This is a genomic window from Vibrio sp. SCSIO 43155, from assembly GCF_023716605.1.
Lineage (GTDB): Bacteria > Pseudomonadota > Gammaproteobacteria > Enterobacterales > Vibrionaceae > Vibrio > Vibrio harveyi.
In genome coordinates, this window is record NZ_CP071853.1 from 273,499 (window position 1) to 288,484 (window position 14,986).

Sequence of the window (14,986 nt, forward strand, 5' to 3'; positions counted from 1 at the left end):
AAATAAAATAGGAAAGAGAAAAGCGCGTGCTTTTCTCTTTTTTTATTCCTCTTTTGCATTAACCTAGCTACGTTAAAAGCTGTAGGAAAGATCCTGTGACCGAACTAGAGAAAATGATGTCAGGCCAAGTATTCGATGGCGCAGACAAAGAAATTGATGCGATTCGAACCCACGCAACTCATGCGTTGATGGCATTCAATGGCAACACCGATGAATCCCAACGTGATGCACTGCAAAAGAACCTATTTGGCAAGGTTGGGATGAGCATCATCCGTGCGCCGTTCCATTGTGAGTTTGGTAAAACGATTGAAATCGGTGAAGAGACCTTTATCAATATGAATGTCGTGATGCTTGATGGCGCTAAAATCACCATTGGTAATCATGTGCTTATTGGACCAAGTGTTCAGCTTTACACTGCATCTCACTCGCTGGATTACCGTAGCCGACTAAAATGGGAAACGTTTTGTAAACCAATCACGATTGAAGATAGCGTTTGGATTGGTGGGAACTCAGTCATCAACCAAGGCGTAACCATTGGCGCTCGTTCTGTGATTGCTGCCAACTCAGTGGTGAATTGTGATGTGCCGCCAGATTGTTTATATGGTGGAACGCCAGCCAAATTGATTCGTCGTCTAAACGAGGACGAATAACCACACTTACTCATGGTGCTTATTCTCATAATCAATAAGCGCTTATTTACATATCAATTTCATTAATTTATAAATTTCATATGCTTATTTTTGTTGTCTATGAAATTCATAAGAAGAATGTATGAAGCTGAAAGTTGTAAGTATTTGCTTAATTGTGGGGACGGCGTTCGTAAGTGCTTTGCTCTATTTTGACTCTCAAAAGCTCGTACTTTCGCAATGCGCTGACGAAGAAAAAGTGGAGACTTGGGTTCAATTCGTATTTGACTATTCAATTCTCAATGACTTCAGCATAGAAGCCATGGAAGAGCGAATCGGCGAAGATTTAGCCCTTTCGAATCTTATTCTCGCAAACTCATGTGTTCCTATGATCCGTAAGAGTGCTGGTTATGAGTTCTTTGATGCTCACAACGCTAAACCTGAAGATATGTTGTCTTCACATTACGAACTCAACCTGCAACACAGCAGTTTGTTGGAACGTGCGTATCAGGAACCAAATTTTTATGTCGTGTTGGTGTTAAGTGAGGACAGCAGTTACTTTGATTTTGAGTACAAAATCAAAGTAACATGGGTTGATTTATTTCCTAACTTCGTGGTTTCCGATGTACGAGCTGGTCCACTAGCTTTGGAGCATGAACTAGGGCACTTAGCATGGGCACAACATGATTTAGAAACGCTATCATCTCAAGTTCAAGGTAGAACACTTGAATCCATGACAGCTGAGGATAACCAGTTACAGATCAAGCGGTATGCTCATGCTGCATTATGTGGTGACTCTGGCACCATCATGAGCTACGAAAAGAACATAGTACCTATCTATTCCAGCCCCAATATTACCTATCAAGGTCGAGTTTGTGGAGACGCTGAAAGCGCAGACAATGCAAGGCTGTTAACCGAGTATGCTCGAGCATTGCGAGCCAAAGTTGATGCACGGTCATGGTAATCGTTACGTTGCTAAGAAATACCTACCTAGGAGGCTAATATGTCAAGAAAGACAGAAGTGTTTCTGTGTCCTAAATGTGGAGTGGAAACGCACCACGTTGTGGTTTTAGTTAGAAAGAAAAGTGCTTTTGAGGGTGATAAAAATCGCGGGAAGAAAGAGTTCATTACTGGGTTTCTCAAAAGTGCTGTCTTCGGTGCTTTTTTAGCTTCGATGGACGATTTTTCTCGTCATTTGATCTGTGAAAATTGTGGTAACAAAACCATTCAAGATTGAGCTATCGCCCTGGCAGCTTACCCAGAGCATAAGTGTGCGTTTTGATTCGCTGAATATTCAAACCCGAAATTTATTGAGTTAGTGCTTTTACTCTTAACGTCTTTCCATGCCTGCTACTCAGTTTTTGATGAGAGACTGTCGGCGCTAACCTACTGCTATTGTTGATAAATAATTCAAACTTTATTGTAAGAAGAACAGAGAAAGACAACCTTAAGCTTCCCTTCATTTTTGAGAGTTGATGAGATAATTGATGCTTAAGTTTATTGACATTTGTGTCTTTTGTTTCACATTGTTGTGATTTTTGTCACATAAAATGCAAATTTATAAAAAATCGTTAAATGAATATAAATTCACAGATATGCAGCCCATTTGTGTTGTAATTAGAGTTCTCTGCCTTTAATTATTCATTTTGTGAATGTTTGTGTAATTTTTATTGACCTTAATGGGTGACTTTCTATTCAAACTACTCTTGGGTTACGTCAATATATTAGAAAACTCGAATTTGATATTATTTCCATCTTTTGTTTTAAATGCGAAATTCATTATTAACAACGGATGGTTTTGATGATTTCTCTTATTAGTATTCTTCAGTTATAAGATTAAATAATTAGCCTACCAAAATGACATAACAAGGATTGTTATAACGGAATGATGTTCTCATAAATGCATCTGTTCTATTAACATGTATTTCTCATTTCTGTCTCTTTCAAAGCTTGTTTTTGTAAGTTGTTGATAAAGATCGGTATTGTTGTCTTTTTAGTAATGACGACAACGATTGCTTTATATGATTGTGCAATTTTTAAAAATGGAATCGTTATATTGTAACAACGTTGACTTATCGCGAGTTATAAATTTCAAATAGCACAAATAACTAAAAATAGATCTATCAAAAATAGAATAAGGATTTAACCATACGAGAAATCTTATGGTTGATAGGTTTATTGGTCTGATTGTTACTTATTTAGAATGTCATTCCAATAATCTGTTTGTCTTTAAGTTTGTTCTAATGAACTTAATTTTCATGGAAGTTTAAAAACATGCAGCACACAACTAAGTGGACGATGACCCCGCTTGCGATGCTGTTAGGTACGCTGTTTTCAATGCCGTTACTCGCAGAAGAAAACAACGTAGCTGATAGCAGCGGGATCGAATCTACACAAAATGAAGGAGAGTCGTCATGTATAGTTTGTAAACTAAGTGGGTCCGTTTACCTCTCTTACGATACAAATATTTACGACAAAGACGACTATCGCTCCGTTCGCAACTTTTCTTGGGGCGGGGATCTCAACTACGCGATTTCAAAAGACATCAAAGCTTTCTTTTCTGCCGGTGGTTACCGTGCTCTAGAAGATGAAGTTGGAACTTACGCAACGGATTCAGTACTGGGCTTGCAATACTCGAATCTGTATCGCTTTGGTGAAACGGGGAAAATTGCTGTTGCAGGTCAGTTCACCATACCTACCTCAGAAGACTCGCGAAACGATGAGCTACAAACAGCTTTTCGTTTAGCCGTACCGGTCTCTTTTTCTTTGTGGAGCGTCGATTTTTCTATCGCGCCACGACTCAAAAAGAACTTCCACAAGTACAAAACGAATGGCGGTCGCTCACTCACAGAGTGGACCTATTCACTGTTTTCTGTCGCTGAAAAGTCTTGGGATTCGTTCTCTCTGGGCATCACGGCTTTAGGTGGTAACACCATCAGTTATCAAGGGACTCGACGGAGCAGTTGGCAGTATGAAGGTGCCTTATACGGAACCTACAAATTCAACAAGAGCTGGTCACTAACGTTGGCAGCATCCTCTACCGGCTTCTATCAAGATGCGGAACGAGGAACGCTGGGCAATATCGACCTGCTTGACCAAGAGAAAGCGTCATACATCGCCTCTGTTGCTTACTCCTTCTAGGAAAATAACAAAAATTAAGGATATCCAAACCATGTTTAAAAAATTAACTCTGGTGTCAGCGATCACTGCCGGACTTGCCGGTTGTGGTGCTGACGATCAGGCTTATGACTATGTCGAAAGAGATGCAAAAGAAATCGCGGTTAAAGACCTAAAAGACGGTCGTTGGTTCTACGTACCAACAACTGGTGCAGCACCAAGATTCGCGCTAAACCAATTCCCATTTTTACAAGGTTCGCCTCGTTATGTTGAGCTGTGTTTCAGTAAAGAAGGTCTGGAAGTTCGTAATTACGACAAAAACTACCCAGACGCACATCTGACCAAAGACGCGAACAACTATTGTGGCGAGGAGAAGTTCGTTGCCGATGATGACGATGTTAACTTTGCACATGTTCTGACTATTCCTGGTGACTTTGCAGCATACCGCTGTAAAGAAGATGGTCACGGTGACTGTACGAACAAAGAAGAAACTAACGAGGATGCGAGTCTAAACTACAAGAGTAAGACCCACTTTACTCCGCGTCCGGAAGATCTTGAGATCGCCGAATTCAATATGGAAGATCTGTATGGGATCACGGATGGGCTAACTGAAATTGGTTCGCCGCGCGTAATCTCATGGGATTTTGATCCAGAGAAGGGCACGTTAAACTTCGAACTTGAGCGCTCGTTCCGCATTGACTTGGATAACATGTCAGCCTACATCAACGAAGATACCAAAGCGGGTCTTGACGACATGCTGGTCGATGGCGCGTTTAAATCTCGTTTTTATTACTCTCTAATGCACGAGAGTGTGGTGGCAACCAAAGACTACCAACCGGTTCTATATCCTATTGGTGACGAGAATGACATTGGTTTCTTTGTCTCTGAGACAAAGCAGCTTAACCCTATCACAAACAAGTATGATCGTGATGTGGTGTACCTGAACCGTTTCAACCCTGATCAAGATTCAATCAAGTATTATCTGACCGATAACTTCTTTGAAGAGAAAAACAAAATCTTCTTAGATGCGACGCTTGAATCCATCGATAAGATGAACCAAGCACTTAGATTATTTGGTGCGGATTCTGGCAAGCCAGAAATTGAAATCGTAAACAAAACCAAAGGTGCAGGTATACACCCGGGTGATTTGCGTTACAACGTGATCAACTTGGTGGATGAGCCGCTGGCGAACGGCTTGTTAGGTTATGGTCCTTCCGTTGCTAACCCAATGACGGGTGAGATCATCAAAGGTCACGTAAACCAATACGCTGGTGTGGCAAGAACTGGGGTTCCTTATTACTGGGATAACCTAGCCCGATTCTACAACCGTAATCAATTGGACTTAGACGGTCTCGATCCGTTACCAACGACAAGCTCCGCGACAACAACATCAGAAGTTTCAGAGAGAATTGAGTCGCTCTCAACTATGGCGGCAATCGCGAAGCTGGAAGCGGACGAAAGTATTCCTGCGCCTCTTGTGTCAAAAGAAGAAATGACCACAAGCAAAGCAGCGACTAAAGCGCCAACGGAGCTAAAGAAAACCTTCAGCGATGAGTTAGATTTTGAAAAGGTGGTCGCAACAGAAGAAAACCGTTTGTCTTTCTGGGCGGAGCACAATGTTTACCCAATCGAAGCATCGTGGGTTTCTTCAACCAGCAAAGCCATGCTTGATAATTTGAAACTGGATGACGACCGTTACTTCGAAATCAAGCTAGATGATGCTGGCAAAGAAGTCTCTCGAGAGCTTAAGCGTTGGAAACACCTACCAAAAGATCTGCAGGTTAAAACGGCAGATGCGATTACTGTAGCGACTTACAGTAATACGCTGGTTCATGAGCTTGGTCATAACTTAGGTTTACGTCATAACTTTAAAGGTTCGAATGACAAATCAAACTACTACACGCTAGAGCAAGCACATCAACTGGGCTTGAATAATATTCCTGCGTACAGCTCAACCATGGACTACGCGCCGAGTATGTTGGATGAAACACCAACATGGGGTCTGTACGATATTGCAGCGTTTAAGTTCGGTTATGGTCGTAAAGTTGAAACCGTTCAAGCATCTTCGGGCTCAGCTCCAACACCTGTAGCGAAGCCAGCAGACGACGCTAGCGATGAAGCGAAAGCAGCATACAACAGCTACCTAAAAGAACTGCAAGACTATCAGCAAAGCTTCGCCTACAGATTTGGTGATAACGCTGAGAATGATGCACTCATGGTGTGTTCTGAAGTTAAGAAGTTAACGGGCACAGACAGTGGCAAATCTCTGTACAACTGTGACTTTAGCCGATTTGACACTGCAGCACTGTCTGATGACTCGGAACTTAAGGCGAAGACGCGTTACGGTGTGCTCTATTATCTTGATAAAGTCAATGAGATTGAGCGTAAGTCATATGACTTCTGTACTGATGGTAACGTCTCGCTAAACAGCGACTGTAACCGTTTTGATGAAGGGACAAACTTAGAAGAAATTGTCTCTTATGAATGGCAAAACTACCTTGATAGTTATGACCGCCGCAATTTGCAGCTTTACGGAACGACAGGGTTGTACTCCACAGATTACATAGGTTACCTATTACGCCGTTATTCTGAGATGAACTCGATTCGTGACAAGGTGGAAGATCTAGAACGCATCGATAACTTGTACACCAACTTAGGTTATACCGCTAGTACAGATAAGCCGGGCGATTTCTTGCTGCGCCTAGCATCAAACCCTCAATACTGTAGTGAAGGCAAAGCAGATAACTCATGGTTCTGTGACTACGCTAATGGTGCGAAGAAATCAGCAGCGTTCTTCCTTGATGTTTTGCGTACACCAGAGCACCAATGTGTGATTGAAAATGCGTCAGGCAATCAAAAAGTGATTTCGTTTGGTAAATTGCTGGATAATAACTCACACCAAATTCCGGCGGATTACGATTTGTCGGCAGCAAATTGTTTTGATGAGTTAGCGGCGCGTTTCATTGAAGATGCCGATGAAGGTTACAAGGCGGTTGCAGAGACACAAAACGGACGCTTCTTGAACTCTATTGGCAGCTTTGACCCTGATTACCCTTGGTCAAACGCCGTGTCAGTGTTGGGTTACTGGCCAGACAAAGCGCTTGCGAGCTATTTCTTGGCACGTCGATTCTCTAACCGCTACACCGATGAAGTGAGCTTTGCTTCGTTGTTGGACCTACCAGGTGTTCAAGCTGAATATGAAGATATCATGGGCAACATTGTGGCAAATGATGCGTTAAGCACGCCTGTCGCGCTGGTGGATAAAGAGGGTAAGTCATACACCAACCTAAAAGGTACCACGGTGAACTTACACCTTACTGAACAAATGGAGTCCTTACCTCCAATGCCACGTGGTATTTATCGATTCTTGGGCATTGACGCAGTCAGTCGTGAACGTATCGGTGATGTGATCCTTGAAATGGGCGTTAGCCAAATGCAGTCTGACGATTACAAAGTTAAGGCTCGTGGTAAAGCGCAGTTTGATGCATTCACTAAACAACAAGATCGCTACGGTATTATTGCAGGTGACAAAGTAGAGTTTGTAATTGATGGTAAGAAGTTTGTGGCAACGAAAGCCAACAAACTGGCTTATGATTACGCAAATCAGCTAGTTACCAGCGAAGGCTACGATCTGAAAAACTACTTGGATAACTACGACTCGGCACAACTAAGCAAGATTGCTTCGGACATTGAAAAGGCATGGGGACCATTCCGTACATCGATTCTTCCTGCATACCACGATGCGGTATTGCTACTGGATGCTCCAATGGTAAATGCAATGAAAACTACCATTGATGCAGACATTGCAGCAGGTGTGCTGACGTTTAGCACTTCATTCGGTAACTTTGTGAGAGCCAACCTGACTTCAGGTGATCTTGTGATGGATTCAGTTGCAGGAACATTAAGTTATAAAGGTGGCAAAGCACATAAGACGACAAAAGTATTTGAAGCTTACACTGACGCAATGGCTCTGATTTATAACAACTACACAAAAGACATGATGTTTGCAGTTGATAATGTGTATGCTGGCTATGTCGCGTCTGCGGATGCAGACAAAGATCTATGGCTGAAAGATCTAAATCTAATCCAAGCGTACATTCGTGGTGACATCGGTACGGTAGCTGGTGAGTACTATGAAATGCTAGATCGTCTGCCAGAAGCGAGTGATTTTGAGTAATTAAACCTCAACCAATAAAAACAAAGGCCTGCAGAAACGCAGGCCTTTTTAGTGTCAGTCGCTGTTAGATTAAGAATGGAAGATCACTTGTTCGTCTTCGGTCATTACAAGCGTCGCTTTGTTTTGCTCAATAAGCTGAGCGGCATAAGAAGGCGTCACGGCTTGAATCTCGCCTTTTGCTTTTAGCGTCAGTGATTCCCACGCTTGGTCACGATATTTACCCGCTTGGGTGTATTGAATCAGTACTTTCATAGCTTCACGCTCCGGTGTGGTTGACGTGCTACTTAAGTTAGCGCTCCTACAGCGGTTGCGCACCTGTTAAAAATGAAACATTAGATTAACCAAATAAGGTGGTACGTCGTTTTGAATAAATCGCAGTATTGACAGTTTAAGTTAATGGTATTAACTTAATGGTGTTAACTATTTATTTTGAGACGATGATGAGCGAAAAAAGCAGTAAAGGGCGTCCTGCGCAAATTTCTAGAAAAGACGTGGTTGAGTGTGCCTTAAACCTAGGGTTAGAAAATGTAAGCATGCATGCGCTGGGCAAACAATTGGGGGTCAGCGCGACGGCACTGTACCGACATGTTGGCTCTAAAGAAGCGTTGGTCGATTTATGTTGCGACTATGTACTAGGGAAAGTCGAATTGCCGCAAGAGAAAGACTGGGAAGCATACCTTTACACGTTTGCGAAAAACTTTAGACAAGCACTTATGTCTATTCCGGGTTCGGTCGCGTTTATTCGCCATAGCCAAAGTTTCACGCCGGCTTCAAGCATCATCGTCAACGATATTTTAGGTATCTTCAGAGAGGCCAAATTTGAAGCAGAAGTTGGTTTTATGGCGTTTGCGAGTGTTTATACGCGAGTAACGGACATCGTTGAGCATCAAGAACAAGCTGCACGCAATGAACCTCAATCTTTTCCTGAATTGGACGCCGAGCAACTGCCTCATTTTGCGTGGTTAATGAGTCAAGCTAAGCCCGTGGACTATGACAAGTACTTCGATGATGGTATTCGAATCACGATCGAAGGTCTCAAAGCCGTTTACAAATAGAACGCATTACTCGAGAGGTGGATATGTCGTCATACATTGATAACGCGATCGGTGGTTGGATTCGCAATGCTGAAAAAACAGGTGAGCTGAAAGACAACCCTTACAGAGGTAAAAAGCTCGACCTTGAAGACTATTTTAAAACACCCGCTGAGCACCGAATGGGTATGAAGATTCTTAAAGACGCAAACTGTCTACCGCCAGCGGTGCAAATGATGCAGCTTATCGAGAAGAAGCAGAAAGAATTCGAAAGCTCAGAAGATCCTGAAATGAAAGAAGTGCTGAGAAAGGAAATTATGGCGCTTAAGTTGAAGAAAGATCTTCTGATTGAGGCTAATAACTGATCTCAGCAAAACATGTGTATTCGTCAGTGGGTATTCGAATCGATCAATAACGATCCCAGTACGGTGTATCAGTGCCGAGTTTTTCGCTGATGAAGTCAATGAACACTCGCACTTTCAATGGCATGTGTTTGCGCTCTGGAAACACCGCATAGATGGCATGCTCAGGGAGAGAGAACTCTTCCATAAGCGGTTTTAAGTTACCGGCTGCAAAGTCTTTGGCGGCGATGAAGGTCGGTAATTGTGCGATGCCAGAGCCTCTTAATAGCAACTGGCGAATCGCTTCACTGTTGTTGACCACAAAGTTGCCCTTCGGCAGTACCTTATATTCGTTACCGCTGTTGATGAACATCCATTCCACCCCGCCTCGGAAATACGAATAACGCAAACAGTTGTGCGTCACCAAGTCGCTTGGTTTGGTTGGCACGCCAAATTCTTTTAGGTATTCGGGAGAGGCGCACAGTACGCTTTTACACGGAGCAAGGCGCTTAGCGACAAGGTTAGAAGTCGCAAGTTCGCCAATGCGAATCCCCAAATCAAAGCCTTGTTCGACCAAGTCCACCATGGCGTCTTCTAGCTGTAAATCGACCTCAATTTTCGGGTAACGTGCAAGAAATTCGCTGATAAGTGGCGCAACGTGCAAAACACCAAAAGACATCGGGGCGGTGATTTTGAGCCTACCTTGCGGTGAGCCTTGCAACTCGGAAACGGCATCGACACCTTGTTGAGCAAGGTTCACTGCTTGTGAGGCGTACTCGAAGTATCGACGTCCAGCTTCGGTTAAGCTGAGCTTTCTTGTGGTGCGATTAAGCAAGCGAATACCGAGGTCATCTTCGAGTTGATTAATGCGTTTGCTGATCGCCGATTTAGTCAGGTTTAACTGCTTGGCGGCAAGGGAAAAGCTGCCGCATTCGACGACAGCGACAAATACTGGCAGTGACGCAATGGCATTCACGGCGTGCTCCTAGGTTATTGGGATTATCTATTATTAATTTTATTGTTGAGAAAAACGATACAATCATTTTCCAATTATAGAGATTATCTTCAAGAAGAAAACAATTAGACTATGCGGCAGAAAACGACCTGGATATTGGAAAGAAGAAAATGAAATACGATTGGATCTTGTTTGATGCTGACGAAACCTTGTTTCACTTTGATGCCTTCAAAGGTTTGCAGCTAATGTTTTCTCGCAAAGGCGTAGACTTCACCGAGCAAGATTTTGCCCACTACCAAACGGTCAACAAGCCACTTTGGGTAGATTACCAAGATGGTAAAGTGACAGCAGATGAGCTCAAGCACAAACGCTTTACTGAGTGGGCAGAAAAGCTCAATACCACGACGGCGGATCTCAACACGGCATTCTTAGAAGCGATGGCAGATATCTGCACTTTGTTGCCGGGTGCGAAAGAGTTGATGGAAGCGCTGCAAGGTAAAGCCAAAATGGGCATCATCACCAATGGCTTTACCGAGCTGCAAGCGATTCGTCTAGAACGCACAGGTATGAGCGATTACTTCGAGCATGTGGTGATTTCTGAACAAGTCGGTATTGCCAAGCCGGATCTAGGCATCTTTGAGTACGCGATGACGCAAATGGGTAACCCGTGTAAGACGCGCGTCTTGATGGTGGGTGACAACCTGCATTCTGATATCTTGGGTGGTAACAACTTCGGTATTGAAACATGCTGGCTGAACACCACAGGCGCAAGTGTGGATGAGCGCATTGCACCAAGCTACACGGTGGAATCGTTGAATGAGCTTAAGAGCATCCTCATCGCTTAAGCTTAAGTAAAGAAATAAACGGAAAAAGCGCTGATTTCTCAGCGCTTTTTTGTTTTTATCGATACTGTTTTGTGTCAATCGATCTTGCTTATTAGTTTGCGTTTTTTTCAGTCAATTCGCCTTGCACTTGTTGTTCTTTCTCACCAAGCTTGAAGTAAATCTTGCCGACGATGACTTCTGAAATCAGGATGGTAAACACCACCGCAAAGAAGGCGACGACACCGTTCCAAGGACCACTAAAGTCAACCTTGTCACCAAATAGGATGTTAATTGCTTCTAGCATCACGAACTTCGAACCGACCAAAATAACGTAAGTCGAAAGACCGCGATAAATCTTAGGTGCCGTGCCCGGTTTCGATTTAAAGTACTCTGCAATTTTGTGTTCCGCTTTGATCGACAGCTTCAAAAGCAACTGAAGCAGCAATGCCGCGGCGAAAGAAATCGTAAACGAATCAATCGTTACAAAGTCCCAGTATTCGTCATAGAAGTTCAGTACCGTAAGGTCTACCAATACCGCCAAGGTATAACCAACAAACAGACGCTGTGGAGTGTTGAAACCGTAGACTTTATCCGATGCGCTCATAAGAACCCTCAATCAATAATGAACAAGTTTGCAAAGCCATGCCTTGCGTCGATGGGTTAACTATATGAGTTCCCCGGTGGGAAAACTTGCCATTTCGCGCCATTGGAATTATTGCGATGAATGATTATTTTTATGCGACATATTGAACTTAAATAAGCGCCTCGAATTTGAAAACCGTCTACAAACTGACACGCAAACAGCGTTAGAATGGCGCTTAATCCAACAAGTTATTTCGAAGAATCAAGCAGTAAGGACTCTCATGGCAGACATCAAGCAGCTCGACAGCAAAGTGGTGTATCAAAACAAATGGATGACGGTACGTGAAGATAAAATCCAACGTCCTAGCGGAGCCGAAGGCATTTACGGTGTGGTCGATAAGCCAGACTGTGCGGCGATTCTGGCTATCGATAACGGTGTGATTCATTTAGTACAGCAGTTTCGTTACACCGTAGGGCAACGTTGTTGGGAAATCCCGCAAGGGGCGTGGGAATCAAATCCAGATGCGGATCATCTTGAGCTAGCAAAAGGTGAACTTCGTGAAGAGACCGGCATGCAGGCTAATAAGATGGAGTACGTTGGTGCGCAGTTCATCGCTTACGGGTTCTTAAACCAGACTTGCCACGTGTACTTCGCGAGTGAGTTGTCTGAAGTGGGCAATCAGCTAGACAGCGAAGAAGAAGATTTGATCACTCGTTCGTTTTCTGTCGAAGCGTTTGAGCGCATGATGATAGACGGCGAAATCAAAGACTGCGTGACCATTGCCGCTTATGGTTTAGCAAAATTGAAAGGCTTGGTATAAGCAAAAAGAAGCTATTAAGTTACCCAAGGTGATAAGGCAAAAGGCTCGCGATGAGCCGTTTCGTGATTATTATAGGGATGAATTAGCGCCGCTTTTTGTTGCCACAGGTGCCTATCACCACAGATGTTGGCGTGATGTTATTCGCCGCCACCATCACCACCGTCTCCTCCAAAGTCTCCGCTGTCAGCATCGAAATCATCAGAATTGGTGGCGGGTTGTTGTTTGTTGCAGTCCTGAATTTCTGCGTAAGTCAGTAAAGCACTGACGCTTACAAGATCTGTCGCTTGGTCAAACAAGGCAAGTGAGACTTCTGATTGAAATTCAACATGCTCACCCAGCTCTTGGCTTAGCCCTATCGACACGTAAGTGGTTTGGTTAATGAACATGCCGTATGCGAGAAGGGTGAAAGCGTCGTCTGTTTTTCCATTTTCTTTGAGTGCCCAATCGATCTCTTTCTTCGCGTAATCCGTTTTCTCACCATACTTGAGCACGAGTTTAGGTGTAATGTCTTTTGCGATTTCTCGAATTTGGCGGTTTCGTTTCCAACTTCCAAACATAATGATTTCCTTTCAACAGGCGGTTAATCTTGGGCTATCGTCTCTCTAGTACTTCAATGAGTTCATATCGGTACAAACTTGTATCTGCTGGCGCATTCTCTGGAGTAAATTGCTGGATGCGTTTGACTTTTAAGGTGTACTCATAGCCGGGTTCAAATTCAAAACCGTCAATTTGATCATAGAAGTAGTTACCGTCCACGACCATGCACTTCATTGGAGCCACACCCACGCAGTCTACACGCTCAGGAGCGACATGAATTGTCATTGTGTTCATGGTGTCATCAGAATTGCGCTGAGCACAACCAAACAGCACCGCTGCCATCATAGGCAATACAATATAGTGTTTTAGATTCATTCTTTGTTCCTTAAAAAGTGACCAAATTATCATAGCAAGATTGACGAAAAACGACCTTGAACTTTGCGTTAGGGGCTTTATACCCAAGTGATTTCAAGATGCAGGGTTCAGAGCGTTGTCATTGAGTCGAGTTCAAGGAAAACAATGCAGCGTAATAGCTAGCTCTTGCCAAGTTGTATATAGTATTTCATTCATAAACCTTTGGCGGAGCAGTAGCGTGAAATTATTGGCAGATAAAACTGGTGAACAATTTTTGCAAATTTTAGATGAGCAAGGTGACACGTTAACGGTGCAATTCATCTCCAATGAAGGTGAGCCAAAAGGGCAGCCATTCAAAGATTCTCTCAAGGGGTTGATATTGGCGGGTTGGTCTCATCGAACAACATCGACTGCGATTGGCATCTCTCGATTCAAAAAGGGCTATCTTGAAGATGCGCATGTGAGTTTTGCGTTGCATCGTCTCTATCCTTTGGGACGTAAAGTAAAGCTGCCAAGTGGAGAAATCGTTCAAATCGCAAGTTATGCCAATACTCACGTTGATGGTTATTATATGTTTGTGCGTTGTGAAGGGGAGCAAGAATTGGTGCGTATGAAGATGTCACCAGATTGGTTGCTAATGCCGTCAGAAAAGCTACTTGCTCTACCTTATTATCCTCGCCCTCGAACTCAAAAAGAGCTAGATGTGATTGATGAATTCGATAGCTGGGCTGGTGGCTTTTAATCGTTAGCTTATCGATAATCAAACCCAAATCGCGCTAAGTAGTGCCAGACTTTCTTCAAATCTTGCTCGTCAAACGCTTTTGCTTTTACCGCTTCACCAATGATACGTGGTGCTAGCGTACCATTTTCTGCAACCTGATTTGCGATGTCTAAAATGGTTTGTCCTCGGTAGTCTGGATAAAGATTGATGTCTTCTATTGAGACACAAAAGCCACTGTGCCAACGAATTTCAACTGGTAACTCGCGAGCGTAATCTTCTACCTCTGTGCCTTTAAATGAAGGATCGAGCACCAAGGCTCGAATATCTTCCTCCAAGCGCAAATCGCCGTGGATTTGAGTTTCGATATAGGCGTCCAACCTGTCAGGCGCTTGCGCGTTTAACTCATCCAACAAGGGTTGAACATGTTCAATGGTGGCGAAGTGCTCTGGCTCGAAGAAGCTATCTGGATAACAAAATGTCGCTCGTTTAGTGATCTCTGGTTTCAATAAGAAGTAGCTCGACCCAAATCTTGGTGAAGCGCCAACTTCTGAACCTGAGAAGTTTAACGCGCCATACTTTGGGCGTTGATTTGGTTGGCTATTGTCGTACACACCATCAAACACGCGTTGCTCCCAACGCCAACGCTCTCCGCCTTTATAAGCTGTTAATCCGCCATTGCTTGTACCGGTTTCAAACTGAGATTTGAGCTTTCCGTCTTGCGCAATTGCTTTGAGAAGAGGTATGCCTTGAGAGGTCAAACGATCGGGATGGAAGTTAATTGTGACCGAAAATGGATGTGATTGAGGTGCTCCAACAGATTTCGAGCGAATGATTTCAAGAGCGCGTTGAGTTAAAGGATGTTCGAGCATGACGTTGACCTCAGAGTTTTCTTCAACTTAT

Annotated in this window: 16 protein-coding genes; 10 read left to right on the forward strand and 6 right to left on the reverse strand. The window is 43.5% G+C overall.

The window, feature by feature from the left end; all coding sequences use genetic code 11:
• Window positions 1-95: 95 nt before the first annotated feature.
• The 5 genes from J4N44_RS18275 (at window position 96) to J4N44_RS18295 (ending at window position 7,920) form a co-directional block, all read left to right on the forward strand.
• Entirely contained in the window at window positions 96-650 is a 555-nt protein-coding gene (locus J4N44_RS18275; RefSeq protein ID WP_005445435.1) for a sugar O-acetyltransferase, read from the forward strand.
• A gap of 121 nt (window positions 651-771) precedes the next feature.
• Complete coding sequence (locus tag J4N44_RS18280; protein WP_252045564.1) at window positions 772-1,590, forward strand: hypothetical protein; 819 nt, start codon at window positions 772-774, stop codon at window positions 1,588-1,590.
• Window positions 1,591-1,629: 39 nt separating this feature from the next.
• Complete coding sequence (locus tag J4N44_RS18285) at window positions 1,630-1,863, forward strand: hypothetical protein (RefSeq protein WP_005445432.1); 234 nt, start codon at window positions 1,630-1,632, stop codon at window positions 1,861-1,863.
• Window positions 1,864-2,900: 1,037 nt separating this feature from the next.
• Complete coding sequence (locus J4N44_RS18290) at window positions 2,901-3,767, forward strand: hypothetical protein (RefSeq protein WP_045487056.1); 867 nt, start codon at window positions 2,901-2,903, stop codon at window positions 3,765-3,767.
• 31 nt (window positions 3,768-3,798) lie between these two features.
• The gene (locus tag J4N44_RS18295) at window positions 3,799-7,920 is read left to right on the forward strand and encodes a zinc-dependent metalloprotease (RefSeq protein WP_050904375.1); all 4,122 of its coding nucleotides are present in this window, start codon (window positions 3,799-3,801) and stop codon (window positions 7,918-7,920) included.
• Window positions 7,921-7,989: 69 nt separating this feature from the next.
• Here J4N44_RS18295 and J4N44_RS18300 read toward each other — a convergent pair whose 3' ends face one another.
• Window positions 7,990-8,172 (reverse strand): hypothetical protein, encoded by a 183-nt coding sequence (locus tag J4N44_RS18300; protein ID WP_005445428.1) that lies wholly within the window; start codon window positions 8,170-8,172, stop codon window positions 7,990-7,992.
• 185 nt (window positions 8,173-8,357) lie between these two features.
• On the opposite strand from J4N44_RS18300, the gene J4N44_RS18305 reads away from it, so the two are divergent.
• Window positions 8,358-8,975: a TetR/AcrR family transcriptional regulator gene (locus J4N44_RS18305; RefSeq protein WP_241670052.1), complete on the forward strand. Its 618-nt coding sequence runs from the start codon at window positions 8,358-8,360 to the stop codon at window positions 8,973-8,975.
• A gap of 23 nt (window positions 8,976-8,998) precedes the next feature.
• Window positions 8,999-9,316, forward strand: coding sequence for a DnaJ family domain-containing protein (locus tag J4N44_RS18310; protein ID WP_045487052.1), 318 nt, complete (start codon window positions 8,999-9,001; stop codon window positions 9,314-9,316).
• A 43-nt stretch (window positions 9,317-9,359) separates the two neighbouring features.
• Here J4N44_RS18310 and J4N44_RS18315 read toward each other — a convergent pair whose 3' ends face one another.
• A complete protein-coding gene (locus tag J4N44_RS18315; RefSeq protein WP_009696888.1) occupies window positions 9,360-10,268 on the reverse strand; it encodes a LysR family transcriptional regulator in 909 nt (302 codons plus the stop codon).
• Between the two features lie 149 nt (window positions 10,269-10,417).
• Between J4N44_RS18315 and yjjG the strand changes: the two genes are divergently transcribed.
• Window positions 10,418-11,092: a pyrimidine 5'-nucleotidase gene (yjjG, locus tag J4N44_RS18320; protein ID WP_005445424.1), complete on the forward strand. Its 675-nt coding sequence runs from the start codon at window positions 10,418-10,420 to the stop codon at window positions 11,090-11,092.
• 91 nt (window positions 11,093-11,183) lie between these two features.
• On the opposite strand, the gene J4N44_RS18325 is transcribed toward yjjG, so the two are convergent.
• Entirely contained in the window at window positions 11,184-11,675 is a 492-nt protein-coding gene (locus J4N44_RS18325; protein WP_005445423.1) for a hypothetical protein, read from the reverse strand.
• Window positions 11,676-11,934: 259 nt separating this feature from the next.
• Here J4N44_RS18325 and J4N44_RS18330 point away from each other — a divergent pair, with 259 nt between their 5' ends.
• Complete coding sequence (locus J4N44_RS18330) at window positions 11,935-12,474, forward strand: NUDIX domain-containing protein (protein ID WP_005445422.1); 540 nt, start codon at window positions 11,935-11,937, stop codon at window positions 12,472-12,474.
• A gap of 137 nt (window positions 12,475-12,611) precedes the next feature.
• On the opposite strand, the gene J4N44_RS18335 is transcribed toward J4N44_RS18330, so the two are convergent.
• Both J4N44_RS18335 and J4N44_RS18340 read right to left on the reverse strand, forming a co-directional pair.
• The gene (locus tag J4N44_RS18335) at window positions 12,612-13,031 is read right to left on the reverse strand and encodes a DUF6559 family protein (RefSeq protein ID WP_017817343.1); all 420 of its coding nucleotides are present in this window, start codon (window positions 13,029-13,031) and stop codon (window positions 12,612-12,614) included.
• 34 nt (window positions 13,032-13,065) lie between these two features.
• Window positions 13,066-13,386, reverse strand: a complete 321-nt coding sequence (locus J4N44_RS18340) for a DUF4377 domain-containing protein (protein ID WP_005445420.1) — start codon at window positions 13,384-13,386, stop codon at window positions 13,066-13,068.
• Window positions 13,387-13,603: 217 nt separating this feature from the next.
• Between J4N44_RS18340 and J4N44_RS18345 the strand changes: the two genes are divergently transcribed.
• Window positions 13,604-14,107, forward strand: a complete 504-nt coding sequence (locus J4N44_RS18345) for a hypothetical protein (protein ID WP_017817342.1) — start codon at window positions 13,604-13,606, stop codon at window positions 14,105-14,107.
• A gap of 8 nt (window positions 14,108-14,115) precedes the next feature.
• Here the strand turns inward: J4N44_RS18345 and J4N44_RS18350 are convergent, their stop codons facing one another.
• Window positions 14,116-14,955 carry a DUF3626 domain-containing protein gene (locus J4N44_RS18350; protein ID WP_239924511.1) on the reverse strand — a complete coding sequence of 280 codons (840 nt, stop codon included), beginning with the start codon at window positions 14,953-14,955 and terminating at the stop codon, window positions 14,116-14,118.
• Between the last annotated feature and the right edge of the window lie 31 nt (window positions 14,956-14,986).

Excerpts from the sequence above, each read along its gene's own strand:
- J4N44_RS18280 (WP_252045564.1), top strand. The coding sequence starts at position 772 with ATGAAGCTGAAAGTTGTAAGTATTTGCTTAATTGTGGGGACGGCGTTC.
- J4N44_RS18285 (WP_005445432.1), top strand. The coding sequence starts at position 1,630 with ATGTCAAGAAAGACAGAAGTGTTTCTGTGTCCTAAATGTGGAGTGGAA.
- J4N44_RS18290 (WP_045487056.1), top strand. The coding sequence starts at position 2,901 with ATGCAGCACACAACTAAGTGGACGATGACCCCGCTTGCGATGCTGTTA.
- J4N44_RS18295 (WP_050904375.1), top strand. The coding sequence starts at position 3,799 with ATGTTTAAAAAATTAACTCTGGTGTCAGCGATCACTGCCGGACTTGCC.
- J4N44_RS18300 (WP_005445428.1), bottom strand. The coding sequence starts at position 8,172 with ATGAAAGTACTGATTCAATACACCCAAGCGGGTAAATATCGTGACCAA.
- J4N44_RS18305 (WP_241670052.1), top strand. The coding sequence starts at position 8,358 with ATGATGAGCGAAAAAAGCAGTAAAGGGCGTCCTGCGCAAATTTCTAGA.
- J4N44_RS18310 (WP_045487052.1), top strand. The coding sequence starts at position 8,999 with ATGTCGTCATACATTGATAACGCGATCGGTGGTTGGATTCGCAATGCT.
- yjjG (WP_005445424.1), top strand. The coding sequence starts at position 10,418 with ATGAAATACGATTGGATCTTGTTTGATGCTGACGAAACCTTGTTTCAC.
- J4N44_RS18325 (WP_005445423.1), bottom strand. The coding sequence starts at position 11,675 with ATGAGCGCATCGGATAAAGTCTACGGTTTCAACACTCCACAGCGTCTG.
- J4N44_RS18330 (WP_005445422.1), top strand. The coding sequence starts at position 11,935 with ATGGCAGACATCAAGCAGCTCGACAGCAAAGTGGTGTATCAAAACAAA.
- J4N44_RS18335 (WP_017817343.1), bottom strand. The coding sequence starts at position 13,031 with ATGTTTGGAAGTTGGAAACGAAACCGCCAAATTCGAGAAATCGCAAAA.
- J4N44_RS18340 (WP_005445420.1), bottom strand. The coding sequence starts at position 13,386 with ATGAATCTAAAACACTATATTGTATTGCCTATGATGGCAGCGGTGCTG.
- J4N44_RS18350 (WP_239924511.1), bottom strand. The coding sequence starts at position 14,955 with ATGCTCGAACATCCTTTAACTCAACGCGCTCTTGAAATCATTCGCTCG.